We start from the raw sequence: 23792 nt of genomic DNA, 5'->3' as shown, positions 1-23792 counted from the left end.
ACTCAATCTGTATTGTACAAAGCGGACATAACTTGAAATTCACTTGGCGTAATGCCAGACAGTTTTTTAAAGTCTCGATTGAAGTGAGGTTGGTCGTAATAATGGTTCGCCCAAGCATTAGCACAGCCTTTAGTATTCATGGTTCTTAGTGTTTTTTGAAAGCGAAAAACCTTTGCAAAATCCCTAGGGGTAAGCCCTAAATATTGAGATGTTAATCGTCTGAGGTGACGAGCGGATAAACCAAATTCCGAGCACTGCTTATCAGATAAATCCATATTGGAATCATGGTGTTGGTCACAATATAAAATATAATGAATTAAGCGTTTATCTACTTCACTTGGACGTAAGGCACTAAGTAATAACTCAGATAAGAAGTTGCAACGCTTTTGGAATGTCATGTTCTGGTAGGCACAATCATTTAGCACATTAGTTAAATGTCTGGGGAAAACGTCATTTAAATCCGTGACATTATCTTTGTTGCTCCACTCTCCTAGTGGCGTCTTAATGATCCCTTGATGCCCTAATATACGAAATCGTATACCAAAATATGACACTGGCCCTGTCATTTCAAACACTTTAGCTGTTGAGAAGGGCGTCACAATGAAGGCTTCTTCAGGTGATGTAATGTTGTAAATTATATCTACACAGTTATCTGGAACACTACGATAGAAGAACCTACCCATAGGGACATTGAGTTGCCAAAATTCATGCACCCAATTACTTAATGGAGGTGCAGGCTTGAAGGTAAGATAAGCATCTGAGCGACTTACATGGCCTTGTAAGGAGTAATCATTAATGTTTATTAGCATAATTGAATACCTAACCTTGCTAGTGCAACAAGATAAGAAGCAGCATTTTGTTTACATCAGTCTAATCGTAAAGAACAAAGGTTAATAGATTTAAGTCTCTTATGTGCTATTACTTATGCGCTGCTACTTATGCACAAATGCGGCAGTAATAAGAGGATCGACTGTGAATTTTAAGTGTTTATCAAAGACTCAGTCATTAAACACTTTCTAAATTTATTTTAAGTACAGGTAAGTAACGCCCTTCTATACTGCCTGACTTTTGCTTACCTACCAAAACACCACCAGCTGCTCTATAAAATTTTTCAGCGTTAGGGTCACTTTGTATTTTGATAGAGGTATACCCTCTAGATTTAACCTGTTGAATTGCATGCTTTATTAGCTTTCTACCTATACCTTTGCCTATCAATGTCGATTTCACAAAAAGAGCATCTAACTCTGCTTCTATCTCCGTTAACTGCGATATGGCATAAAAGCCCAGTACTTCATTATTCGCCTCATAAACCATATAAGTAATTTCATCAGACATTATATGCGCCGCTGTTACACTTAACTCTTCTTCACATGCTTTCATAAAGTCTGAGTCATAACCCCAATGTGCTTTTGACTCTAATGCAAGTTTAGTTAGTAATTCAGCTTCCGTTGTATTTGCTTCACGTATGCATATATTCATCAATAGCACCAGTGGTTAATCCTTCAAACGTAATATTCTTACTCAATCCAGCAGGTATATTAGAGGGAAACGTCTATGTAATGAAGCTGGGCAACAGCTAACCTAAAAATTTGTCCCATAGACTTAATCCCTTAGCTTTGTTCCTATGCGAATCGCCATATCACCTTAGAGCCTAGAAAATTTAAGTATAGCGAGATCTTCAAGCGCACTCTTCTTAAGTCACTTAATGTATACGATGTGATTAATAGTACGAGTTTGCATTGGTTTGCTTGAGAGGTGATGAGCTGAATTGAAACTCAGAAGATGAGGTAATTATTAGGTTAACATCTCACTTCTAATCTGATTGCCTTTTGGATTGTGAACGAGCACACACAATATCTCTATACTGCGGCATAATGTGCGCTCATTCAATTCACTTGGACTTTGTAGCAAGTCCTTAATCCCACTACTAGCTATCTGCAGCCATATGCTTAATTTCTAAAACATTAAAGTTAGGATCTTCAACAAAGAAAGTCTCTTGCTGATAATCAGTGCCTTCAAACCTGATGTAAGGAGTATCAAGGAAACCATTACTCGCTTCTACATTCGCTCTTACTTGCTTATAGTTTTCTAATGATAAATGCACGCCAAAGTGCGGCACACAGACTTTCCCCATAGCAACATGATGTCGATTGCGATCATTACTTTTTTCGACCCTTGGCTCTGATTCGTGAAGAGTTAATTCATTGCCCCAGAAATCGATATCTTGCCACTTCCCTTCTTCAGCCATACCGATTTCACAGCCCAATACAGATTGGTACCATTTAACGGTTTCTTTTAAAGAACCCGCTTCAATTGCCAAATGAAATGTATTACTTCTCATGTTAATCACCCCTTATATGAATTAGGCTCAACTTTATCAATTATGCTGCGCAATGTGCTGCCAAAAACGCCCTTTTATGACTAACAAATTGGCACGATATGCCAATTTCAAAAAAAGAGGGTATCCGAACATAAGTAAAACATTAACTCGCTCTTAAATTGATGCAACAGAACACCCCTTTTAAGTAAGTCAAAAAACACCTTAGTGCAAGGCTATGTTGGATTCGTAGTGCAATCTCAGCGCTAAACTTGAAGGAGGATTAAATAAGGCAGAGAAAGTAAACAATTTAGATAGGTTAGCTGAAAGCGCTATAAGCCAGAATTGGCGGGGTATTGAGGAAGTTTGAATTTATTACAGGCATAAAAAAAGGCACCAAATGGTGCCCGGGACCGGAACAAATTTGACCTTAGACAATCAATAACTTAACCAGTTTTGGGTGCTATATAGGTGCTAATGATTTATTTCATAGCACCCTCTTTAAACTTAAGCACCCTACAAACTGGGTTAACATAATGAGTATAGTCAAAAATCAAAGTTGTTTGGACAAAGCCCAAATCACATTTAGATAGTTCATTTTCTCATCACTTAAACCAATTTATATATAAAATTACTCACCAGAGGTTAACGAAATATTCTTCCTTACGATCTCATGGTCTTCTTCCCCTGGCCAATAGAAATCCGCTTCAATTCTATTTTGGCCATCTACATTTGAGGCTCGCATAATGGCAAAGTTATTAATCCCAGACTTTGCGAAAAGGCGTTTTTGATAAACCGTCGTTGCGACTTTTTTTCCATCAACTTCTTTTGTCATATAGCCAGATTTAGCCACAGCCACATTGGCTACTGCCGGGTTTGGTTTACGAGATATTGGGCTACTGGTTACTTGAGAGACTTGCGCCTTAGGGAAGCGGCTCATATCAACAAGCTGATAGGCACTGGCACAGTGAACATCTCCACTCATAAAACTGATAGGTACACCAAAATCATGGGAAGCTTTAAGAACATCAGTCAAAAGCTCATCTCTTTCTGCATGGTTTGTATAATGTGACCACTCATCCATTAAGTCATCTTTCATCCCTGATAACGAAAAGTCAGCAATGTCTACCAAGCCACTCCAGTGAACGACAGGGACAGGAGAAACAATAAAAGCACCTTTAGCCCCTGACAAACTGTTCAACCAAGTATTTACTCTGGCATTCTGATCTTTACCTAATAAGCGATAAGCCTCTCGCTCACAGTCATGATGCCCACGCACATCAAGCACATAATAATGAAATTCACCCCTTTGAAAGCTATAGTCCCAATGAACACGAGATAAGTCAGATAAATTAATCGAAGCCTGTGCCCAAGGATTATGGCTGTGCTGATATTCAAAATAGACTTGTGCAGCAGCTTGCCAAGCAAGACCTACAACCTTCAGATTAAAAGCGTCATCATCGAATTGGAAAAAATGCCGTAACAGCTTTATCCGTTCATCTTTTGTGCGTGATCCCCAGCCGTCCATAATTTCATGATCATCCCAGATCATATAACTTGGATATCGACCATAAGCATCCGCCAGCGCTTCGAAATTCCAATAGATTTTGTAGTATTCTCGGACCAAACCAATAAGGTGATCCTTAATTTCTTCATCCGTCTTTTGCTTTAACTCATTTTTATGACGAGCAAGGCATTTCCATAAATCCGTCATACGGCCTTTATTGGTATCAAGATATATTTGATCACCGCCAGCAATCAATAAATCAAGGTTCTCACGCCGCGCTACATCACAGAGTTCAGGCCATGCACCCTCTTTAGGGTGAGCCCAACTAAATGGATCGTGGCAACTAAACATAGCAAATTTAACTTCATCATAATGCTCTTTTGCTGTGGTGAAATAAGCAGCAGAGGTATCACCAATTACAGTTCGACCTTCTTCTGTAATCTTGGTATCAGGCTCTGAAGTAAGCAGGTAGTAATAACGACAGTTCTTAGCCAACTCATTTATGTTGAAGGTATGACATAGACCTTCACCCTTCTGAAAGTCATATGTATATGTTTTGATACCCGCTTGGCCTTGTAACCACTGAGCAACTGGCTTTCCATCCATGTTATCTAAGTCACCACTGAACCCTGATGTCGATAACGCTAATGTCCACTTTCCAGCGACAGGTACTTTCGCCCAAATTTTGACAAAGTCTGCCCCAGTGTCACCTATGATCACCATTTGCTGTAAACGGGATTTTTTATCTTCAAAGCGTTGCGGTTTTGGTAAATGATTTCCCATCTGTCTAGCCCCTATTCCCTTGGTAGTAACTAAACAAAATGAGGGAAATATAAATCTGAGTCAAATACAATTGCTCATAAAGCAACCAGATCTAGATGATGCAAAGAAACTTCAAGTGTTAAGGCACAAGTAATAACAAAGAAAGAATTTCTCTTTTTAACCCCTCATTTGAGGGATAAAAAAGGGAAACGCCTTAATACATTAAGATCTAATTTTACTTAGCCATACCTCTGAAGATACCAGATAACATTGACCGTCTTCCCAAAAGCTGATTGAGATAAAAACTAGCTATTCTCCAAAAGCAGCATAAAGCATTATAGGAGCCATAAAAGCTAACCCCCCTAAAAACAATGCAGCCCCTTTCGCACCAGCAGGGTTCTCCATTGCCAAGCTAGAAATAATAGCGATTTTATGACTTACTCCTTTAACATCCCTATCAAGCAGTACTTTAAATACATCGACCATAAATCTCGTTAGTTGCTTATCTAATTCACTTTGTCTTGGCATGCTCTTTTTTAAATCCTATTTTCAATAATAGCTCTTACAATCTGGTCATCCTTCTCTTCCCAAACCAAGAATTCTAGATCATAGTAAGTGACAATCCTTGTTTCAATCTTTCTTACTTTTAAACCTTTTAGTATTCGACTACTTTTATCAATTGGGTGTTTAACCCCATCTACAATAGCCCAAGTCTTAATAGGCCAAGCTATGGAAAATTTCTCAGGTGGTTGTTGGCCAAATAATTTATCTTTTATCTCCGTATATTCAGGGATGCTCAAACCTTTTACTGAAGCGCAAATCATACCTTCACTATTACTATGACTTTTCGTGATGCCATGCTCTATATCTCGATTATCTAACTCTTCAATAAAAGAATTAAAATGCGTTGCTTTATCAAAGCAAACATCAGCTACATGATCAAAATAGCCGCATCCAGAAAGCATTACAGCAGCCCCCAATATAATATGTTTCACAAAGACCTCGAATTGAACTTATATAATTGATTTTAAATACCTTGAGATTAAAAGCCGACCCTAATCCCAAGTAATTAAAAATTTAGCCAAAGTAAGAATTTCCTTTTTTACCCGCTCATTTTGAGAGTGAAGAGAAAGGCTTGCTGAGCTTTTACCAGACTACCTACGTAAATCCCGTGCGTTAAATATCAAATTTAACGTGGTAAAATCTTTTTGAAACTCTTCAGAAGCTAAGCCAGCTAATTCTACCAATGGGGTTGCAGAGTTTAGGGCATCAATTGCTGATTTATCATATGACTTTAAACCACTACTTTTAGTTATATTTATATCTTTAATTTCGAAGCTATCATTTACAGTGACTTCAATTTCCACTCTCATATTATTTTTGGCATTCCATGGCCTTACCCAGTTGTCTGATACTGCATTATGAATAGTTAAAGCACACTGTTCGATCGACGTGCACTCTACAAATGTTCTTTTCGGTGTATATACGCTCTTCACATTAGAGCTTGAGCAGCCATAAATCAGTACTGCGCTAAGGATAATGAACATTAGTTTCATCTAAAAAACTCTTTACACACTTGGAATAAGAAGTTACACCCTATTTGGCGTTTGTTAGTCTCTGATTTTACAGCTTTTATTGAAGAAGCCCACAGCCTATACCTAATCAGCGTACAACGCTTAATTAGACAAGGTGGACTCTTCTTTAGGTTATTCACCTAATCACACAGGTTTCTGGTAATTAGATAATTTAGATTTAATGAAATGCATTAGCCAATACAGGGTCATAATTGAAAAAGAGAATAACAAAGATAAAATCGGGAAAATGAATACGGCAAAGATATTTCGCCCACCATCACCAAAAAAAGTATCCATATTTTTTCTATCTTGTTCGGTCCATGTAGTCTCTTCTTCAGGTGTCCATAAACCGTCTCCATTTCTGTCTAAAGGAGATATTAGAATCTCCAAATAAATACTGTATCCAAACCAAAGAGCAATCCCAATTACTGACATGATTAAAGTAGAAAATACGACGCCTTTGGCAAAGCCAAATACACCTATAGATTTTTTTCTTACTTTATATGCCACTACAAAAGGCACACAAAAAAGCACTGTGTAAGCAAACACATAAGCAGAAATAATAAGCATAAAGTTTAGCCTTCAATAAGATTACTAACACTTTGTGAAATTGAGGTTATCACCTTGATCTTAAACACCTTTAAGAAAAAAGCCCACTGGTTTAGTGGGCTTTGTGGGGGCTAATCACAGAAGTTTCTGCTGGTGTAGGTTTTGATGGTTTCTATTTGGTCGTTAACCCAGTTTGAGCTTTGGAGTCTGGCTATTTGGTTTTGGTACATTCTGACGGCGCGTACCATGTTGATCATCTCGATGGCTGGGATGACTAAGGTGTCTTGTTTGAACTCCAAGCTTCTCACCATACCGTTTAGCATGCGGTACTTCGCTTGCTCTTCTAGGGTGACCATGCTGGTTTGTAGGGCTTGGCTATGTTGGGCGGGGGTGCTGTGTGGTTTGGTTTTCTATTGCTGGAGAATTAGAGTTAGCGGCTTTGAGTTGGCGTTCGCAGTTGATGAAGTAGCGGCGAGCTTCGCGGCCTTTTTCGTTCCGTTCTACCATGGCGAGTTCTTTCGCCATGTTGAGGGTGAAGAAGTAGTCTTTTGTTGGTCTGCCGCCCGTATTTCGGGTTTCCTCCCGTTCGGGGGAAAACTTATTATTGGTTCCCCCATTTTGGGGAATCAAAATAAAATCTTCATTTTCAACGAATTGATACTGCTTAATACGAGCTTTGATCCAAGTGGGAATGTCTCAGCCAATTTCTAAAAAGGTATGTAGATCTTTTGCGTTAACGGTATCGCAAGTTTGTTCGTTGATGACTTGAGAATGTAGCGAAAGAATTTCGGTTGAGTTCAAGTGTTCTACTTGTATTTCGGATTGCATAGCCATCTATGGCCTCCTTTGCATATGGCTTCCTGCCACAAAAAGGTACTAATCTGAAGGTGGTAGGTTGAACGGGTTAGTACTGCCGCTACAAAGAAACGGTGGGCACAGGGCCCCCCGAACAACCCACCATGAATGGTGTTGCTCACGCACAAAAAAAGCCGTAACGCATAAAACAGACGACTTGTGCGCCTTTGTATAAACGGGGTACTAATCCCGGCACTGGATTTTGCCAGTGCATTTAAATGGTAGACCTAAAAGGGTTTAGGTGCCAACAATCAAGTTATACAACTTAAAGTGATGGGGAGTTTTCATACTACTAACAATATCCAAATTTAACTACTGAAATGTACTCAACTTTAGGCATTGAAAATGTAAACTAATCAACTACATAACAATAGAAGTTAGCAAAAAACCATCTTGAAATAATGGATCTACTCAAAGCTAATATACAAGAGGCTAGAATGAACGAAGTTAACTGAAGGTGACAGATAATGTCAGTGATTTCACGAGCCCTTCGGGGCTTTTTTTATGCCTAAAAACAGGCAAAACCGAGATCTTGCTGGAGGAGGTGTGGAAATATTTTGGAAATAAATTGGAAAATTTCACGAATTTTAGTCGAAAAAAAAAGACCTAGGAACTAACCTAAGTCTTTGTATTCACTTAATAAAATAAGTGGTAGGGCTAGGCAGATTCGAACTGCCGACCTCATCCATGTCAAGGATGCGCTCTAACCAACTGAGCTATAGTCCTATAAACTTGATGGCGAGAATTATACCTATGCAAAATAGCTTGGCAAGCTTTATGCCCAATTTTTATTTAAGCATTTGATATTGTTCAGCTATTTACACTTAACACGGTTTTTCTAGCTTTAGGATTTAAATACCTGACCCATGAGCCCAATCATGAACATAATCAGGCAAGTCTGACTCTTTAGGAACCGGAGTCGATTTACCATCTTCACCTATAGCGACAAATTTAAAAACGCCTTCGGTTACCTTTTCTCTTGTCCCTATGCGATTTCGTCTAACCCAAGCTTCAACTAATATTTCCATTGAAGAGCGCCCTACTTTTATCACGCTGGTGTAGACACCTAAAATATCTCCAACTTTAACGGGTCGAATAAAACTCATGCGGTCTATTTCAACGGTGACAACACGGCTTTGTGCCCTTTGGCCTGCACATATTCCGGCTGCGATATCCATTTGAGAGAGTACCCAGCCCCCAAAAATATCACCTGCTGGGTTTGTATCTCCCGGCATGGCAACGGTACGCGTCGTTAATCTGCCTTTTGTTTCTTCTGTCTCTGTTTGATCTGACATTGTCTGCCTTTCTCTGTCTGCTTATTTTTCACTTCCTTGTTTAGTATTGTCCAAATTTATATTTATTCGAGTTTAATACCGAATCAGGTAATAAACGGGAGTTTAAAGCTCACCCACTTCTTTTAACTTTTTCTGCAAAGAGCGTATCTGATCTCGATAACCTGCTGCTAATTCGAACTTCAAATTCTCAGACGCTTCTACCATTTCTTTTTGTAGATTCACTATAGCTTTACGAACATCGGCCACATCATCCATGCTTTCCACTTTATAATCAGCTGAGGTTTCAGCCACTTTTTTAGCTTTACTCTGCTTGCCTTTACCCGCCCCCGGGTTATATGAGCCTTCCATAATATCTTGTACAGACTTAGAAACCCCTTTAGGAATAATGCCGTGCTTCTCGTTATGAGCAACTTGCTTCTCACGTCGTCTATCCGTTTCAGCCATGGCACGTTCTATTGAGCCAGTAATTTTATCGGCATATAAAATAGCGCGTCCGTTAATGTTACGAGCAGCACGGCCTATGGTCTGTATGAGAGATCGCTCTGAGCGCAAGAAGCCTTCTTTATCAGCATCTAAAATAGCTACCAAACTTACTTCTGGTATATCTAGGCCCTCACGAAGTAAGTTAATACCTACTAACACATCAAATTCACCAAGTCTTAAGTCACGAATTATCTCAACACGTTCAACGGTATCTATATCCGAATGCAGATAACGTACACGGATTCCATGCTCATAAAGGTAGCTGGTTAAATCCTCTGCCATGCGTTTGGTTAAGGTGGTAACTAAAATACGTTCACCACTTGGTAAACGTTTATTAATCTCTGATAAGAGGTCATCAACCTGAGTTGCCACTGGACGTATTTCTACTGGTGGGTCAATCAAGCCCGTCGGCCTTACTATTTGTTCGACAACCCAATCTTGATGTTCTGCTTCGTATTTACCAGGTGTTGCAGAGACTAAGATGGTCTGTGGCTTAATTTGTTGCCACTCCTCAAAACGCATAGGTCGATTATCTAATGCTGACGGTAAACGGAATCCATATTCCACAAGGTTCTCTTTACGGGAACGGTCGCCTTTGTACATGGCACCAATTTGCGGTACGGTCACATGGGACTCATCAATGACTAACAATGCATTTGCTGGTAAATAGTCGAATAAAGTAGGTGGTGGCGACCCTTCTGGTCGACCAGATAAGTATCGTGAATAGTTCTCTATACCTGAGCAGTAGCCTAGCTCTTGCATCATTTCTAAATCGTAGCGAGTTCTTTGCTCTAAGCGCTGTAACTCAACTAATTTATCTAAAGACTTTAGTTGCTGTAAACGCTCATCAAGCTCTACTTTAATACGCTCGATAGCATCCATTACGGTTTCCCTTGGTGTTACATAATGGGTTTTCGGGTAAATAGTAAGCCTTGGTACTTTACGAATGGTTTTATTTGTCAGTGGATCAAAGAAAGCCAGATTTTCAATTTCATCATCAAAGAGTTCAATCCTTACAGCAGTGTCTTCTGAATCAGCAGGGAAAACATCTATCACATCACCACGTACTCGAAAATTACCGCGCTCGAACACGACATCGTTACGGCTATATTGCAGCTCGGCAAGACGCCTTAAGATATCCCTTTGATCGATACGATCGCCTCTGTCTAAGTGCAGCATCATCTTCAAGTACGATTGAGGATCACCCAATCCATATATTGCAGATACGGTGGCCACTATAATGACATCTTCGCGTTCAAGTAAGGCTTTCGTTGCTGAGAGTCGCATCTGCTCAATGTGTTCATTTACTGAAGCATCTTTCTCAATGAAAGTATCTGAGGCAGCGACATAAGCTTCTGGTTGGTAGTAATCATAGTAAGAAACAAAGTATTCAACCGCGTTATTAGGGAAGAACTCCTTAAATTCACCATAGAGTTGGGCTGCAAGTGTTTTGTTATGCGCCATAATGATAGTAGGTCGTTTCGCTTTAGCGACCACATTAGCAATGGTAAAGGTTTTACCAGAGCCAGTTACCCCTAATAAAGTCTGATGGGCAAGACCGGCTTCTATCCCTTGGGAAAGCTTTTCTATCGCTTTAGGTTGATCTCCCGCAGGAGAGAATTGCGATACAACTTCAAACTCTTTAGACACGGCTCTATTCCTAGCATTCTAATAATCACTGAATCTATCAGTTTAACAAAAACTGCTTAAGCTGACCGCAATGAGGAGAATTATTTCATCATATATCCAAGGATTATTAGAACTTATGCGAGTTAAGATGAATTTTTAAAAAAACCATATATACTATTTAGAAATAACTTTATTCCATTTAGAGATATATTATGAAAACCACTCAGGTTACACCTTTTTTTGATCATTCAACCAATACGGTTTCCTACATAGTGACGGATAACCAGAATAAAACCTGCGCGATAATTGACTCTGTATTGGATTATGATGCCGCATCGTCTCAGACCAGCACTCAATCTGCTGATTTATTAATTGATCACATCAAAAAAAATACGTTAACACTGAAATGGATTCTTGAAACACATGTCCATGCGGACCATTTATCTGCAGCACCCTATTTACAAAAGCAGTTAGGTGGACAAGTCGCTATTGGCCAAGAGATTACCCAAGTACAAGGTATTTTTACTGAACTTTTGAACCTAGAAGAAAGCTGCGCTACAGATGGTTCACAGTTTGATTTGTTATTAAACGAAGGGGATGAGCTTACTCTAGGTGACTCTCTCATTCAGGTATTACACACGCCTGGCCACACCCCCGCCTGCGTTAGTTATTATGTGGATGGCGCATGCTTTGTTGGCGATACTTTGTTCATGCCCGATTATGGCACTGCCCGCTGCGACTTCCCAGGTGGCGATGCCAACACTCTGTACCACTCTATTCAAAAGATACTGTCGCTACCGGATGAAACCCTTATTTTTACCTGCCACGATTACAAAGCTGAAAATAGAGATCACTATGCATGGCAATCTAGTGTGTTAGAGCAAAAACAATCCAACTTGCACATTAATCAAAACATTAACGAAACTGAATTTACTCATATGCGCAGCACCAAAGATGCGACTCTGAATATGCCTAAACTGATCTGGCCCGCGGTACAAATCAATATGCGAGCAGGAAAGTTGCCAGCATCAGAATCTAATGGGGCAAGTTATTTAAAAATCCCAGTTAGTCATACTGCTAAATAGTTTAGGAATTGAGTATGACAAAGCTAGCCTATTGGATACCTGGGATAAACCAGATAAAACATTATAAACGTGAGAATTTTGGCGCTGATTTAGTCGCAGGCAGCATCTTATCGATCATGCTAGTGCCACAAGCACTTGCCTATGCATTGCTCGCCGGGTTACCACCAGAAATGGGCCTTTATGCCAGCATACTCCCACTCTTTATTTATGCTTTTTTTGGCTCTAGCCGCACTATGGCAATTGGACCTGCGGCCTTAATAGCTATGATGTCTGCTTCGTTTAGTAGCCAATTTGCACTTCAAGGAACCCCTGAATACAATACAATTGCACTTATTCTTGCCATGCTATCGGGCGTTATTCTTTTGCTTTTAGGCTTTTTAAAACTGGGTTTTTTAGCCAATTTATTAAGCCACCCCGTGATTTCAGGATTTGTCACAGGCTCAGCCATCATCATAGCGGCAAGCCAGATAAAACACTTTTTGGGGATATCAGTATCAGGTGCGTCCTTACTTGAGATTATTGAAGGTACTTATTATCAGCTAGATCAGGTTAATCCAATTAGCTTGATTATTGGTTTAAGCGCCTTAACGCTACTAATTTTATTAAAGCGTTATACATCCAAACTACTTGAAGTATTCGGTCTATCTGCCAACACTGCCGTATTATTAAGCAAAGCTGGGCCTATTCTAGCTATAAGCCTATTTACTTTTATTAGCTATAAATTCGCTTTAGCCTCACAAAATCTTGCGCTAGTTGGAACAGTACCTAGTGGATTACCACTTTTATCTATACCTGACTTTAGCTTTAGCCTTGTTTCTGATTTATTACCTGCTGCTGCCATTCTAGGTTTAGTGAGCTTTATAGAATCCATTTCGATAAGCCAAGCCTTTGCTACACGAAAACGACAGAAAATTGATTCAAATAATGAGTTAGTAGGCTTAGGTGGCGCTAATATAGTATCTGGTTTGAGCGGCGGATTAGCCGTTGCAGGTAGCTTTTCACGCTCTGCAATTAATGATGAGGCAGGAGCTAAAACCCAGTTATCAGGCCTAGTCTCAGCAAGTTTTGTGCTGTTAACACTCTACTTTTTAACAGATCTATTCTTTTACATGCCAAAAGCAGTATTGGCCGCGACTATTTTGTTAGCCGTATTTGCCTTGATCGATTTTAAAGCCATTATTCATGCTTGGCATTACTCTAAGCATGACGGTATTGCTATGCTAGGCACCTTAAGTATTGTATTACTTTTTGGCGTTGAGACAGGTATTTTAGCTGGTGTTTGCTTATCTATTTTGCTCTTCCTTTGGCATACAAGCCACCCTCATATCGCTATTGTAGGTAACCTAACAGGCACAGAACATTACCGAAATGTAGAGCGCTATGAAGTAGAAGTAGAACCAAATATTTTAACGCTTCGTATTGATGAGAACCTCTTTTTCGCCAACTGTCGTACTCTAGAAGAAAAAGTCACGGAGCTCATATCAGAAAGGCCAGATGTGCAACATTTGGTGCTTATGTGTAATGCTGTCAACATGATAGACATAAGTGCATTGGAAAGCTTAGAGACCATGATGCAAAGATTGGAGTCGGCTAACATTACTTTGCATTTCTCAGAAATAAAAGGCCCTATCATGGATAAACTTAGAGATACGAACCTAATATCTGAACTAACCGGGGAAGTCTTCTTAACTCAACACCAAGCGATGAAATCAATCAAGAGTTAGTCTTTGAGAAGAAGATAAAAGTAAAAAAAGTCCCCAAGCTCCTTGCCTGGAGCTTGGGGTAAAAACCCTAACGAGGAGACTATCTACATCAGTAGATAAACATAGAAGAGGTTTTTAAATTTATAAAGGTAAATCCGCTATTTTCTCCTCTTTATACTCTTCTCCTGGCCCTATTGATAAGTAATCACGGTTCTTTTTAAGTAAAGAAGGCCCTATTCCTTTCACAAAAATCAGTTCATCAACTTCACTAAATGCCCCTTTTTCATTACGGTATTCAATGATTGCCTGAGCTTTCTTGCGGCCTACGCCTGTCATCACTGCGGCAAGTTGCTCAGCGGTTGCTGTGTTTACATCGAGTGGGGTTGCAGCAAAGGCTGAAGTAAACACACTGCAAAACAGAAAGGCTAACGCCAAGGACATGGCTTTAAGAGAAGTACGGGTTTTACGGGTATACGAGACGCACACGAGATTCATCATAGAAAACTCCTTTTTCTATTGATGGCACAAAGGCCTAGTTATTATAAATCATAAGGATTTACTTAGCTGATCAACCCCTTGTCAATCAGCTAGTTAACTATAATCTCTCTTACTAAATTCTCAAGTTGAGAAAAGTAATTTTGTTTATTTATTGATTAAACTTTGATTCACGCTGGTTAACACTGCCACTGGATCAGCAGCTTGAGTAATAGGACGGCCCATAACAAGATAATGGCTACCCGCTGCCATCGCTTCTTGCGGTGTCATAATACGCTTCTGATCACCTTGCTCTGCCCCCACAGGACGGATACCTGGCGTAACTAACGCGAAATCTTTACCTAGCTCTGTTGAAAGCATTTTTGATTCTTGCGCCGAACAAACAACACCATCCATGCCAGATGATTGGGCAAGCTTAGCCAAGCGGCTTACATGCTGCTCTGGAGTTAAATCGATACCGATTTCAGCAAGGTCAGACTGATCCATACTGGTTAGAACAGTAACAGCGATCAATAAGGTCTTATCTTTGCCTGATTGAGATGCGATAGATTCTAGTGCGTTCGCTGAGGCTTCCATCATACGACGACCACCAGTAGCGTGAACATTAACCATCCAAACACCCGCTTTAGCTGCAACGCTTACAGCATTTGCCACCGTATTTGGGATGTCATGAAACTTAAGATCTAGAAAGATATCAAAACCCAGTTTATGTAATTCATCTAAAATGACAGGACCCGCTGTGGTAAAAAGTTCTTTCCCTACTTTCACTCTACATTGGCTTGGATCAAGGCGTTTAGCCATTTCAATTGATTGCGCCATGGTTGGGTAATCTAGAGCAACTACGATAGGAGATTGGCAGGTCATTTAGTATCCTCATACAAGAGATGTTGAAATTAACGGTATTACTTATTCGCCTTCTAACCCGTGAATAGGCTTAACGGTTCCCCAACTTTTACAGCTTGGACATTTCCAATGTAATTGAAAACCAGAAAAGCCACATTGGCGGCAAAGGTATTTATGTTTGTTTTCTGTGAGTTGGTCTAGCAACTCATAAAGTACTTCTAAGTGTTCTTTGGCTTCGTCAGTCGCTTCATTAAGCTGCATTTGTACCAACTCACGAAAGCCCTTAATCGTTGGGTGCTTACGTAGCTGATCGATCAAAAAGATCTCAGCATAATCTTTATTGTCTTTCGATAAACGTTGAGCAAGCGCTAAAATAACGGTAGCAGATGGCGATGTACGGTTTTGCTCTTGCAAGAACTTGGTAAAACCACTATTACCCCAGACTTTCTCATAACAGTCTCTTAGCAAACCAACGGTAATAGGGACAAAGTCTTTATCCTGATTGGCAACTTGCTTTAATTCTTTTATGGCATCTCGATAACGCTTCTGTGCGATAAAAACGTTGGCAGCCCCCATGCTGGCACGCACACATTTCTCATCCATATCGAGAGCATTTTGGTAATCTTGTAAAGCTTCTTTTGATTTATTTTTAGCATGCTTTTCATCCGCGATTTCGCAATGAAAATGAGCAAGGCGTTTAGCCAAAGTCTGTTTTTTATTAAGTTGATAAAGTTGATGGCCGATTTGTATGGCTTGATCCCAACTCTGTTCAAACTCATAAAGGTCAACTAAAAGAGCTAATACCGTCGGTTGAAACTCTGTTTGTTTCGCCGCTATGTTAAGCAATAGTCTTTCTGCTCTATCTAACAAACCAGCCGACATAAAATCACTGGCTAATTCTAACTGCACCAAACGCATTTCACGGGGTGTAATTTCTGGACGGGCAAGTAGATTTTGATGAACATTGATGGCTTTTTCTATCTCACCCTTTTTACGAAAAAGGTTTCCAAGGGTAAGGTGAATATCAAAGGTTTCTGAGTTAACTTGAAGTGAATCAACAAAGGCATCAATTGCTTCGGAATGTTGATTGTTTAATAAATGGTTTAAACCACGAAAGTAATCAGGAGGTACAGCCGACTTGCTTTTATCAACAGCAGACGAGTTCTTGCGTCGACCCATTATCCATCCGGCTAAAAGCGCGACGAATAGAACAATGAAAAGCAAAACCTCGGACAACCCAATTACTCCCTACTGATGTCTAAATCTTTGGTTAATGTCGCCTTGCGCAAAGAGTCCAATTCTTTTTGCGCATTAGTACAGCGACGACTAAGTACTCGAACATGATTTTCGGCTCTTAACAGTACGATACTGCTAGCAATAATGGCCACAAAAGCACCGAGTGCAAAGGCTAGAAGAAGGTAAAGCGAGACACTAAATTCCGGTGCCTGCCAAAAAACCAGATCTAAACTCACTGGTTGTGGGTTACGGACAGCAAAGAATATCCCTACCAATAAGAAAAAGATAAGGACAAGGGCAAAAATTACACGCGAAAACCACTTAAGCATACAACACCTACAAGATGGATATTGGCGTCATTATGCCGTGATCTTGAATAGATTTCGAGTTAAAAAATAGAATTAATTCAGCTCGTCAGTCTCAATCGCTGGCGAATTAACCAATTCTCTTAATTCTTTACCTGGCTTGAAATGCGGTACATATTTCGCCACAAGTTCAACAGACTCACCGGTTTTAGGATTTCTGCCAACTCTCGGTGCTCTATAGTGCAAAGAGAAACTACCAAAACCACGAATTTCGATACGTTCACCATCTGCTAATACTTCTGACATATGCTCTAGCATAGCCTTAATAGCTTGCTCTACATCTTGAACAGGCAAATGAGATTGCTGATCAATAAGCAGCTCTATAAGCTCTGATTTAGTCATTTCTGTCCTCGCGACTAGATTTTGATCTATCACTAAGACTAGCTAAATTTAGAAAGAAAGCAATAAGTTAAGTGGATTTCTTCACATTTTTCTTGAGAATTTCACAATAAAATTAGGGTTTATTCCCAAACTCCACCAAAGTCTTACTAGCATCAGACAATACGAGCTTTTATAATATTGCTCATATATTGACCATATGGAAGAAGAAGTATGAGCTATTCACAGATCCCTGCGGGCAAAGATGCTCCGAATGATATCTATGTAACAATTGAAATTTCGGCTCAAAGTTCGCCTGTAAAATACGAAATTGACAAGGACATGGACGCCCTACTCGTTGACCGATTTATGGCTGCGCCTATGTTTTACCCAGCTAACTATGGTTACATCAATAACACCCTAGCTGACGATGGAGATGCTGTAGATGTGTTAGTTATCACGCCTCATCCAATCTTGCCTGGATCGGTTATTCGCTGTCGCCCAGTTGGCGTATTAAACATGACTGATGAAGCCGGCACAGATGCAAAACTACTAGCGGTTCCCCATGATAAATTAACCAGCATTTATACTGACATTAAAGATATTGATGATGTACCGGAATTGCTACGTAATCAGATAGAGCATTTCTTCGAAAACTACAAAACGCTAGAGAAAAATAAGTGGGTTAAGGTCGAAGGTTGGGCAAATGTCGAGGAAGCTAAAAAAGCGATTATAGAAGGCATTGAAACCTATAACGCTCAATAATCATCTAGAATTAAATTTCAGATATAAAAAAACCAGCATTAAGCTGGTTTTTTTATACTTAAAATACTAGTCGTTATCTAGGAAACGCTCAGCATCCAATGCCGCCATGCAGCCAGTACCAGCTGATGTGATGGCTTGACGATAAATGTGATCGCTTACATCACCAGCAGCGAAAACACCTTCAATGCTTGTCTGAGTCGCATTACCGTGGGAACCTGACTCTACTTTCAAGTAACCATCTTTCATTTCTAACTGGCCAGCAAAAATATCTGTATTTGGTTTATGACCAATAGCAACAAAGACACCAGCAAGATCAATTTCTTTCTTCTCGCCTGTTTCGTTGTTTAGGATACGCATGCCAGTGACACCAGCGTCATCACCCAGTACTTCATCTAATTGAGAGTTCCACTCAATTTTGATGTTACCGTTTGCCGCTTTTTCCATAATCTTGTCAGCCAAAATCTTTTCACTACGGAACTTGTCACGACGGTGAATAACTGTCACAGATTTCGCAATGTTAGATAGGTATAGTGCTTCTTCTACTGCCGTGTTACCACCACCAATTACCGCAACATCTTGACCACGATAGAAGAAACCATCACAGGTAGCACAGGCAGAAACACCACGCCCCATAAATGCAGTCTCACTTTCAAGACCTAGGTATTGAGCGCTTGCACCAGTACAGATAATTAGCGCATCACAAGTATAAACACCATCATCACCTTCTAGGCGAAACGGGCGATTTTGCAGATCAACTTTACCAATCTGATCAAAGATAATTTCAGTTTCAAAACGCTCAGCATGCTTACGCATACGTTCCATCAATTCAGGACCTTGCACACCTTGATCATCCCCCGGCCAGTTATCAACATCTGTCGTAGTGGTTAGCTGTCCACCCATTTGCATGCCAGTGATCATCACAGGGTTTAGGTTTGCACGCGCAGCGTATACAGCAGCGGTGTAACCCGCAGGGCCAGAACCTAGAATCATTAATTTTGCGTGCTTAACGTCACTCATTGATGCGCTCCTTGAAAGCTAAATCTTGTCGTATATGTTTAGGTTAAAGTCATAATTGCTTTGCGTATCAATTCTTGTATGACACTGAGGTTATGAGTTTGAGCCTATTAAATCGGATCGTTAGTCTAACCAAATTCACCAAGTATTATTAGCGAATTTTAACTATTAGAGAGATAGAGTTCTTCTATCGTAATTCAACCCTGGCATATGCCTTTTTCATAAATATTTTTTATAAAGTCTGAATTTAAGCACAGATAACGCATTCGGGATCTTGGGTTAAATTAATATCACGCCAAATTCCCTCAAACCCATCAAACACTCTTAGCTTGGCGTGCTGAACTCGACCACAACCAGATAAGATTTTTATGGCATCTAATGACTGGAGCACCCCAATAGAGCCAACAACTGGGCTAATAATACCGGACTGAGAGCAGTTCAAATTAGTGTCATTAAGATTAGGGTAGAGGCACTGGTAACAAATCTTACTATGTTCGGCAAAGAGAAAAGATTGCACTTGCCCTTCCCAACGAATAGCAGCCCCAGAAACAAGATTTACCTTGTGTTGATGGCATAATTTATTAACTGTTTGACGAATTTTAAAATTATCAGTGCAATCCAGTACAAGATCGTAGTCAGCCACTTTCTGAGCCAATGACGTTTCATCAAGACGCTCAAGTAAAGCCTCAACTTTAACGTCTTCGTTCATTTGAGCAATTTGTGTCTTGGCAGCCTGCGCTTTTGCAACACCAACATCATCTTGCTTATACAGAACTTGTCTTGCCAAGTTACTTAGCTCAACCACGTCATCATCAATCAAGGTTAAATGCCCAACACCTGCTGCGGCTAAATAACAAGATGCGATATTGCCAAGCCCGCCTAAGCCTATCACCATGACTCTCGCATTCATCAGCTTTTGCTGGCCTTCGATATCAAAATTGGGGAGTAATATTTGACGACTATATCTTTCTAACTGTAATTCGTTCATTAATTTGCCATTTTTTTAGAATAAGCCATATTAGCTTGACTCAATTTTTTGATAAAATGTTTTTTTCCCTATGTTGGATATTGAACATGAAATTCCCTGGTCGTCGCAAGTTAAAGCATTATTTTCCCGTTTCACAACCTAAACCTGCTTTACCTACTTCTGAAGTACAACCTAATAAAGACACCTATGTGGTTGGTCTTGATGAAACCATTGTCGACGTCATAGCGAATGTAAATGATGATTTTTTAACAAGGCATAAAATCACAAAAGGTCTTTCTAATCTTGTTGATCACGATACTGCAACTGAGATTTATACAGAACTTGTTGCTCAAGGTTCCATCTCTGATCACTTTGCCGGTGGCACCATAGGTAACACCTTGCATAACTATTCTGTACTTGCAGATGATAAGTCCGTCTTATTAGGTGTAATGTCAGCCAATATTCAGCTAGGTTCACCTGCTTATCACTATATTTGCCATACTAGTAGCAAGGTTGATATGAACCACCTACAGGGAGTAAAAGGAGATATCGGTCGTGGAATTACGCTAATCACCGAAGATGGTGAACGTACTTTCGCTATAGCACCAGGCGATATGGATGAGCTAAACGAGCAGCACATCCCTGATGAAATCATCTCTCATGCAGCAGCCTTTGTGGCATGCGCTTATCCTGTGCGCCATCAAGATAAACCGATTCACAAAGCGATGCTGACAGCGATTGAATCTGCCAACAAACATAATGTACCTGTTGTATTAACCTTAGGTACACAACACCTAGTTGCTGATAACCGCGACCTTCTCATATCGTTAATCGAGAATTCAGTCGATGTCTTAGCGATGAATGAATTAGAAGCAGAGGCCTTAACTGGCTATGATGATCCGTTACAAGCAGCGGATTACATTCTTGATTTTGTTGATATGGTATTGATTACGGCAGGGCCTCATGGGCTTTATTTATGCGGCCATACGAGTGCCGAGTTAGCTCGAGAAACAAGTAACCCAATCAAATCAGATAGCTTGGAAGACTTTAACCTATACGAGTTTAGTCGTCCGATGAAGCGTCGTGACTGCCATGCGCCTATTAAAGTATTTTCACACATAGACCCTTACATGGGTGGCCCTGAAAATATCAAAAATACCAATGGTGCGGGTGATGGTGCGCTTTCAGCATTATTACATGATATCTCTGCTAACTACTTCCACCGTTCTGCTGTGCCAAACTCCAGCAAACATAGAGCAGACTTCTTATGTTATTCCTCCTTTGCTCAAATCTGTAAATATTCCAACAGAGTGAGCTATGAAATTCTGGCGCAAAACGCACCACGACTATCACGAGGCCTACCTGAAAGAGAAGATAGCTTGGAAGAAAGTTACTGGGAAAGTTAGCACTCATTTATTTAAGCCAAGCGCTTAAATAAAATATTAGACATAAAAAACCATGCCAAGGCATGGTTTTTTTATGTACTCAGAAAGGGCTTTATTAAAGCGCTTCAATGCCTAAAGTGTCATTGCTTTCAAAGAATTTATCAAGCTCAAGTAAGATAACTAACTCATCATCTTTTTGATAAACACCCTGAATAAACATAATCGCTTCGTCATTACCAACACTAGGACTCTGTTCGATTTCACCTTGGTATAGATAGAATACTTCTTGTACTGCATCTACCAACAAACCAACTTGTTCATTATCATGCTCGACGATAATGATACGAGTGTCATCAGAAATAGTCGCATCAGGTAAACCAAAGCGAACACGAGAATCAACAACAGTAACAACGTTACCACGTAGATTTACGATTCCCATTACATATGAAGGTGCGCCTGGAACAGGTGCAATTTCGCTATATCTTAGAACCTCACGAATTTGCATTACATTAATGCCGTAGGTTTCATCAATTAGCTTAAAAGTAAGGTATTGAAGTAACTCACCTTTGGCGCTTTCAGAAACGCCTTTTTTAGAGTCATTTAATGTGGCAATTTCAGACATAGTGACTTCCGTTTTAAATCATTTTATTAACTTATGCCATTAACAATATACTGAAATCCAGCAAACTTGTAATGGCACAGCTCAACTTTTAAGTAACAATTAGTTATCTTGTTGAATACCAACAATGGTCCAATTGCTTGATTGTTGTGACATGTTTTTCTCTAAGTGCCAGTACTCAGTACTATCACTTGTGTCTTCACCTTCTTTGATCCATCCAGAGAACTTCAAGGTAATAGACGAGATAGAGCCTTGGTATTCACCACGTACTAGCTCAACATCCAAAGAGATAATTTCTGTCTTTGGTTTATCCGCACCATAGTTAGCGCGTTCAGCTTGTAACATAGCAAGTAGCTCAGGTGTCACATAATCAGAGATTTCTGCGAAATCATTTTCATCCCATGCTTTTTGCAAAGCAGAGTAATGATTTTTTGCTTCAGCAACAAAAGCCGCTTCATTAAAATCAGGTGGCAACTGCATTGCAGGGTCTTGAGCCTTAAACGGGTTCGCAGACGCTGTTGGTGCTTGTTGGAAAGAGTCAGCACCAGGCATTTGACGGAACTGGGCGTTATTAGCAGCAGCTGCTGCAGCTTGTTGACGCTTAGGCGCGATGAAGAACTTGTAGATTAAGAAACCTACTAGCGCAAATAATAGGATGTCGCCAAATGCGAATCCATCAAAAGCACCACTCCCCATTAACGCGGCAAAAATACCACCAGCTAACAGACCACCCATAAGGCCGCCCATCAAACCGCCGCCAAATAGGCCGCTTTTCTTTTTAGTTGCAGAGCTAGTCGTTGTTGCCGCTTTATTAGCCGACGTAGACTTAGGTACAGAATAACTCTTACCAAAACTCTTACCACCACCAAATTTCTTGGCCTCAACTTCTGCACTAAAACCACCGAAACCGATAGCTAGTACAAATGCCATAAGGACAGCATAAACACTCGTTTTCATTCTCTATACTCCGACTTAACTAAACTTCACTAACCCCATTGATTCTCTCAATGGGGTAACAATTGATTGAGCACGGCTACGGGCTTTAGCCGCACCAGCTTGTAGTATTTCTTCCACATCATTCGGCGCATCCATAAGAGCATTATACTTCTCACGCGCTTCACCTAGCTCTTCATTCACTAGATTAAATAATTCTTTCTTCGCTTCACCCCAAGCAATGCCATCTAAGAACTTCTGATGCATTTCAGCTGTTTGCTCTACCGTTGCAAACGCTCGGTAGATATCAAACACAGTAGAATCATTAGGGTCTTTCGCTTCACCAGGCTCCAACAAGTTTGTCTTAATCTTGTTGATTGCTTTCTTCAGCTTTTTCTCACTTTCAAACAGCGGGATAGTATTATTATAACTCTTACTCATTTTACGGCCATCAAGACCTTTCAAAAGTGCCGTTTCTGAGTCATCTACCACAGCTTCTGGCAATACCAATTGCTGCCCGTAAAGGTGATTCAAACGACCTGCAATATCACGAGCCATTTCTATATGTTGAATTTGATCTCTACCTACTGGCACCTTATTCGCGTTAAACGCCAATATGTCAGCCGACATAAGTACAGGATAGCAAAATAAGCCCATGGTAATACCAAGGTCTGCATCTTGCTCAGCATTCACATTCACATCAACCGCACCTTTATAAGCATGGGCACGGTTCATCAACCCTTTTGCGGTTACACATGTAAGTAACCAATTTAATTCGGCTATTTCTGAAATATCTGATTGACGGTAAAAACACACCTTTTCAGGATCAAGTCCACACGCTAGCCAGGTCGCCGCAATTTCTTTACGAGAGCTTTTTACTCGCTCTGGATCCTGACATTTTATCAAAGCATGATAGTCAGCTAGAAAAAAATATGATTCATTATTTTCATCTAAACTTGCTTCAATTGCGGGACGAACTGCACCGACATAGTTACCTAAATGCGGTGTACCACTAGTGGTAATTCCTGTTAAAACAATCTCTTTAGCCATTATTCCTACTCAGTCACGACAAATGTGCGCCTACCCTAACACA

At 40.1% G+C, this 23792-nt stretch carries 27 protein-coding genes and 1 tRNA gene; 4 read left to right on the top strand and 24 right to left on the bottom strand.

What is annotated here, in order from left to right; genetic code table 11:
* Positions 1–2 precede the first annotated feature (2 nt).
* From Q0A08_RS21055 to uvrB, 14 genes are all read right to left on the bottom strand, one after another.
* The gene (locus Q0A08_RS21055; protein ID WP_438463457.1) at positions 3–809 is read right to left on the bottom strand and encodes a DUF6597 domain-containing transcriptional factor; all 807 of its coding nucleotides are present in this window, start codon (positions 807–809) and stop codon (positions 3–5) included.
* 196 nt (positions 810–1005) lie between these two features.
* Complete coding sequence (locus Q0A08_RS21050; RefSeq protein ID WP_438463456.1) at positions 1006–1479, bottom strand: GNAT family N-acetyltransferase; 474 nt, start codon at positions 1477–1479, stop codon at positions 1006–1008.
* A 448-nt stretch (positions 1480–1927) separates the two neighbouring features.
* On the bottom strand, positions 1928–2341 hold the full coding sequence (locus Q0A08_RS21045; RefSeq protein WP_438463455.1) for a glyoxalase: 414 nt from the start codon (positions 2339–2341) through the stop codon (positions 1928–1930).
* A 607-nt stretch (positions 2342–2948) separates the two neighbouring features.
* Positions 2949–4607 (bottom strand): alkaline phosphatase D family protein, encoded by a 1659-nt coding sequence (locus tag Q0A08_RS21040; RefSeq protein WP_438463454.1) that lies wholly within the window; start codon positions 4605–4607, stop codon positions 2949–2951.
* Positions 4608–4895: 288 nt separating this feature from the next.
* Positions 4896–5114, bottom strand: coding sequence for a hypothetical protein (locus Q0A08_RS21035; protein WP_438463453.1), 219 nt, complete (start codon positions 5112–5114; stop codon positions 4896–4898).
* Between the two features lie 8 nt (positions 5115–5122).
* Positions 5123–5581: a hypothetical protein gene (locus Q0A08_RS21030; protein ID WP_438463452.1), complete on the bottom strand. Its 459-nt coding sequence runs from the start codon at positions 5579–5581 to the stop codon at positions 5123–5125.
* Between the two features lie 159 nt (positions 5582–5740).
* The gene (locus Q0A08_RS21025) at positions 5741–6142 is read right to left on the bottom strand and encodes a TonB C-terminal domain-containing protein (protein ID WP_438463451.1); all 402 of its coding nucleotides are present in this window, start codon (positions 6140–6142) and stop codon (positions 5741–5743) included.
* A 162-nt stretch (positions 6143–6304) separates the two neighbouring features.
* The gene (locus tag Q0A08_RS21020; protein ID WP_438463450.1) at positions 6305–6730 is read right to left on the bottom strand and encodes a hypothetical protein; all 426 of its coding nucleotides are present in this window, start codon (positions 6728–6730) and stop codon (positions 6305–6307) included.
* 110 nt (positions 6731–6840) lie between these two features.
* Positions 6841–7065 carry a hypothetical protein gene (locus Q0A08_RS21015; RefSeq protein WP_438463449.1) on the bottom strand — a complete coding sequence of 75 codons (225 nt, stop codon included), beginning with the start codon at positions 7063–7065 and terminating at the stop codon, positions 6841–6843.
* Positions 7066–7084: 19 nt separating this feature from the next.
* Positions 7085–7390, bottom strand: a complete 306-nt coding sequence (locus Q0A08_RS21010) for an antA/AntB antirepressor family protein (protein WP_438467680.1) — start codon at positions 7388–7390, stop codon at positions 7085–7087.
* 15 nt (positions 7391–7405) lie between these two features.
* A complete protein-coding gene (locus tag Q0A08_RS21005; protein WP_438463448.1) occupies positions 7406–7543 on the bottom strand; it encodes a hypothetical protein in 138 nt (45 codons plus the stop codon).
* Between the two features lie 670 nt (positions 7544–8213).
* Positions 8214–8290 (bottom strand) — tRNA-Val (locus Q0A08_RS21000).
* A 125-nt stretch (positions 8291–8415) separates the two neighbouring features.
* Entirely contained in the window at positions 8416–8859 is a 444-nt protein-coding gene (locus tag Q0A08_RS20995) for an acyl-CoA thioesterase (protein WP_438463447.1), read from the bottom strand.
* A 102-nt stretch (positions 8860–8961) separates the two neighbouring features.
* Positions 8962–10992: an excinuclease ABC subunit UvrB gene (gene uvrB / locus Q0A08_RS20990; RefSeq protein ID WP_438463446.1), complete on the bottom strand. Its 2031-nt coding sequence runs from the start codon at positions 10990–10992 to the stop codon at positions 8962–8964.
* Positions 10993–11183: 191 nt separating this feature from the next.
* On the opposite strand from uvrB, the gene Q0A08_RS20985 reads away from it, so the two are divergent.
* Both Q0A08_RS20985 and Q0A08_RS20980 read left to right on the top strand, forming a co-directional pair.
* Positions 11184–12056, top strand: a complete 873-nt coding sequence (locus Q0A08_RS20985) for an MBL fold metallo-hydrolase (RefSeq protein WP_438463445.1) — start codon at positions 11184–11186, stop codon at positions 12054–12056.
* Positions 12057–12070: 14 nt separating this feature from the next.
* The gene (locus Q0A08_RS20980; RefSeq protein ID WP_438463444.1) at positions 12071–13780 is read left to right on the top strand and encodes a SulP family inorganic anion transporter; all 1710 of its coding nucleotides are present in this window, start codon (positions 12071–12073) and stop codon (positions 13778–13780) included.
* A gap of 120 nt (positions 13781–13900) precedes the next feature.
* Here the strand turns inward: Q0A08_RS20980 and Q0A08_RS20975 are convergent, their stop codons facing one another.
* The 5 genes from Q0A08_RS20975 to ihfB form a co-directional block, all read right to left on the bottom strand.
* On the bottom strand, positions 13901–14257 hold the full coding sequence (locus Q0A08_RS20975) for a ComEA family DNA-binding protein (protein ID WP_438463443.1): 357 nt from the start codon (positions 14255–14257) through the stop codon (positions 13901–13903).
* Positions 14258–14401: 144 nt separating this feature from the next.
* Positions 14402–15118, bottom strand: a complete 717-nt coding sequence (gene pyrF / locus Q0A08_RS20970; protein WP_438463442.1) for an orotidine-5'-phosphate decarboxylase — start codon at positions 15116–15118, stop codon at positions 14402–14404.
* A gap of 42 nt (positions 15119–15160) precedes the next feature.
* Positions 15161–16321 (bottom strand): lipopolysaccharide assembly protein LapB, encoded by a 1161-nt coding sequence (lapB, locus tag Q0A08_RS20965; RefSeq protein ID WP_438467678.1) that lies wholly within the window; start codon positions 16319–16321, stop codon positions 15161–15163.
* Positions 16322–16338: 17 nt separating this feature from the next.
* Positions 16339–16662, bottom strand: a complete 324-nt coding sequence (locus Q0A08_RS20960) for a lipopolysaccharide assembly protein LapA domain-containing protein (RefSeq protein ID WP_438463441.1) — start codon at positions 16660–16662, stop codon at positions 16339–16341.
* A gap of 72 nt (positions 16663–16734) precedes the next feature.
* Positions 16735–17070: an integration host factor subunit beta gene (gene ihfB, locus Q0A08_RS20955; RefSeq protein WP_269447917.1), complete on the bottom strand. Its 336-nt coding sequence runs from the start codon at positions 17068–17070 to the stop codon at positions 16735–16737.
* Between the two features lie 180 nt (positions 17071–17250).
* Between ihfB and ppa the strand changes: the two genes are divergently transcribed.
* Positions 17251–17781, top strand: coding sequence for an inorganic diphosphatase (ppa, locus tag Q0A08_RS20950; protein WP_438463440.1), 531 nt, complete (start codon positions 17251–17253; stop codon positions 17779–17781).
* A gap of 66 nt (positions 17782–17847) precedes the next feature.
* On the opposite strand, the gene trxB is transcribed toward ppa, so the two are convergent.
* Both trxB and Q0A08_RS20940 read right to left on the bottom strand, forming a co-directional pair.
* Entirely contained in the window at positions 17848–18798 is a 951-nt protein-coding gene (gene trxB / locus Q0A08_RS20945) for a thioredoxin-disulfide reductase (protein ID WP_438463438.1), read from the bottom strand.
* Positions 18799–19042: 244 nt separating this feature from the next.
* Positions 19043–19783, bottom strand: a complete 741-nt coding sequence (locus Q0A08_RS20940; protein ID WP_438463437.1) for a HesA/MoeB/ThiF family protein — start codon at positions 19781–19783, stop codon at positions 19043–19045.
* Between the two features lie 86 nt (positions 19784–19869).
* Between Q0A08_RS20940 and Q0A08_RS20935 the strand changes: the two genes are divergently transcribed.
* On the top strand, positions 19870–21168 hold the full coding sequence (locus Q0A08_RS20935; RefSeq protein ID WP_438463436.1) for an inosine/guanosine kinase: 1299 nt from the start codon (positions 19870–19872) through the stop codon (positions 21166–21168).
* 94 nt (positions 21169–21262) lie between these two features.
* Here Q0A08_RS20935 and Q0A08_RS20930 read toward each other — a convergent pair whose 3' ends face one another.
* The 3 genes from Q0A08_RS20930 to trpS form a co-directional block, all read right to left on the bottom strand.
* Entirely contained in the window at positions 21263–21769 is a 507-nt protein-coding gene (locus Q0A08_RS20930) for a chemotaxis protein CheW (RefSeq protein WP_438463435.1), read from the bottom strand.
* A gap of 99 nt (positions 21770–21868) precedes the next feature.
* Complete coding sequence (locus Q0A08_RS20925) at positions 21869–22723, bottom strand: Tim44 domain-containing protein (protein ID WP_438463434.1); 855 nt, start codon at positions 22721–22723, stop codon at positions 21869–21871.
* Positions 22724–22738: 15 nt separating this feature from the next.
* Positions 22739–23749 (bottom strand): tryptophan--tRNA ligase, encoded by a 1011-nt coding sequence (gene trpS, locus Q0A08_RS20920; protein ID WP_438463433.1) that lies wholly within the window; start codon positions 23747–23749, stop codon positions 22739–22741.
* Between the last annotated feature and the right edge of the window lie 43 nt (positions 23750–23792).

The sequence above is a fragment of the Marinomonas sp. PE14-40 genome, from assembly GCF_051623805.1.
Classification (GTDB): domain Bacteria; phylum Pseudomonadota; class Gammaproteobacteria; order Pseudomonadales; family Marinomonadaceae; genus Marinomonas.
Note: the sequence above shows the minus strand (reverse complement) of the source record. Positions and strands in the feature narration are given on the sequence as shown.

Excerpts from the sequence above, each read along its gene's own strand:
- Q0A08_RS21035 (WP_438463453.1), bottom strand. The coding sequence starts at position 5,114 with ATGCCAAGACAAAGTGAATTAGATAAGCAACTAACGAGATTTATGGTC.
- Q0A08_RS20985 (WP_438463445.1), top strand. The coding sequence starts at position 11,184 with ATGAAAACCACTCAGGTTACACCTTTTTTTGATCATTCAACCAATACG.
- Q0A08_RS21055 (WP_438463457.1), bottom strand. The coding sequence starts at position 809 with ATGCTAATAAACATTAATGATTACTCCTTACAAGGCCATGTAAGTCGC.
- Q0A08_RS20995 (WP_438463447.1), bottom strand. The coding sequence starts at position 8,859 with ATGTCAGATCAAACAGAGACAGAAGAAACAAAAGGCAGATTAACGACG.
- Q0A08_RS21050 (WP_438463456.1), bottom strand. The coding sequence starts at position 1,479 with ATGAATATATGCATACGTGAAGCAAATACAACGGAAGCTGAATTACTA.
- Q0A08_RS20960 (WP_438463441.1), bottom strand. The coding sequence starts at position 16,662 with ATGCTTAAGTGGTTTTCGCGTGTAATTTTTGCCCTTGTCCTTATCTTT.
- Q0A08_RS20925 (WP_438463434.1), bottom strand. The coding sequence starts at position 22,723 with ATGAAAACGAGTGTTTATGCTGTCCTTATGGCATTTGTACTAGCTATC.
- Q0A08_RS20930 (WP_438463435.1), bottom strand. The coding sequence starts at position 21,769 with ATGTCTGAAATTGCCACATTAAATGACTCTAAAAAAGGCGTTTCTGAA.
- Q0A08_RS21040 (WP_438463454.1), bottom strand. The coding sequence starts at position 4,607 with ATGGGAAATCATTTACCAAAACCGCAACGCTTTGAAGATAAAAAATCC.
- Q0A08_RS21015 (WP_438463449.1), bottom strand. The coding sequence starts at position 7,065 with ATGGTCACCCTAGAAGAGCAAGCGAAGTACCGCATGCTAAACGGTATG.
- trpS (WP_438463433.1), bottom strand. The coding sequence starts at position 23,749 with ATGGCTAAAGAGATTGTTTTAACAGGAATTACCACTAGTGGTACACCG.
- Q0A08_RS21020 (WP_438463450.1), bottom strand. The coding sequence starts at position 6,730 with ATGCTTATTATTTCTGCTTATGTGTTTGCTTACACAGTGCTTTTTTGT.
- pyrF (WP_438463442.1), bottom strand. The coding sequence starts at position 15,118 with ATGACCTGCCAATCTCCTATCGTAGTTGCTCTAGATTACCCAACCATG.
- Q0A08_RS20980 (WP_438463444.1), top strand. The coding sequence starts at position 12,071 with ATGACAAAGCTAGCCTATTGGATACCTGGGATAAACCAGATAAAACAT.
- Q0A08_RS20940 (WP_438463437.1), bottom strand. The coding sequence starts at position 19,783 with ATGAACGAATTACAGTTAGAAAGATATAGTCGTCAAATATTACTCCCC.
- Q0A08_RS20935 (WP_438463436.1), top strand. The coding sequence starts at position 19,870 with ATGAAATTCCCTGGTCGTCGCAAGTTAAAGCATTATTTTCCCGTTTCA.
- trxB (WP_438463438.1), bottom strand. The coding sequence starts at position 18,798 with ATGAGTGACGTTAAGCACGCAAAATTAATGATTCTAGGTTCTGGCCCT.
- Q0A08_RS21005 (WP_438463448.1), bottom strand. The coding sequence starts at position 7,543 with ATGGCTATGCAATCCGAAATACAAGTAGAACACTTGAACTCAACCGAA.
- Q0A08_RS20975 (WP_438463443.1), bottom strand. The coding sequence starts at position 14,257 with ATGATGAATCTCGTGTGCGTCTCGTATACCCGTAAAACCCGTACTTCT.
- Q0A08_RS21025 (WP_438463451.1), bottom strand. The coding sequence starts at position 6,142 with ATGAAACTAATGTTCATTATCCTTAGCGCAGTACTGATTTATGGCTGC.
- Q0A08_RS21045 (WP_438463455.1), bottom strand. The coding sequence starts at position 2,341 with ATGAGAAGTAATACATTTCATTTGGCAATTGAAGCGGGTTCTTTAAAA.
- ppa (WP_438463440.1), top strand. The coding sequence starts at position 17,251 with ATGAGCTATTCACAGATCCCTGCGGGCAAAGATGCTCCGAATGATATC.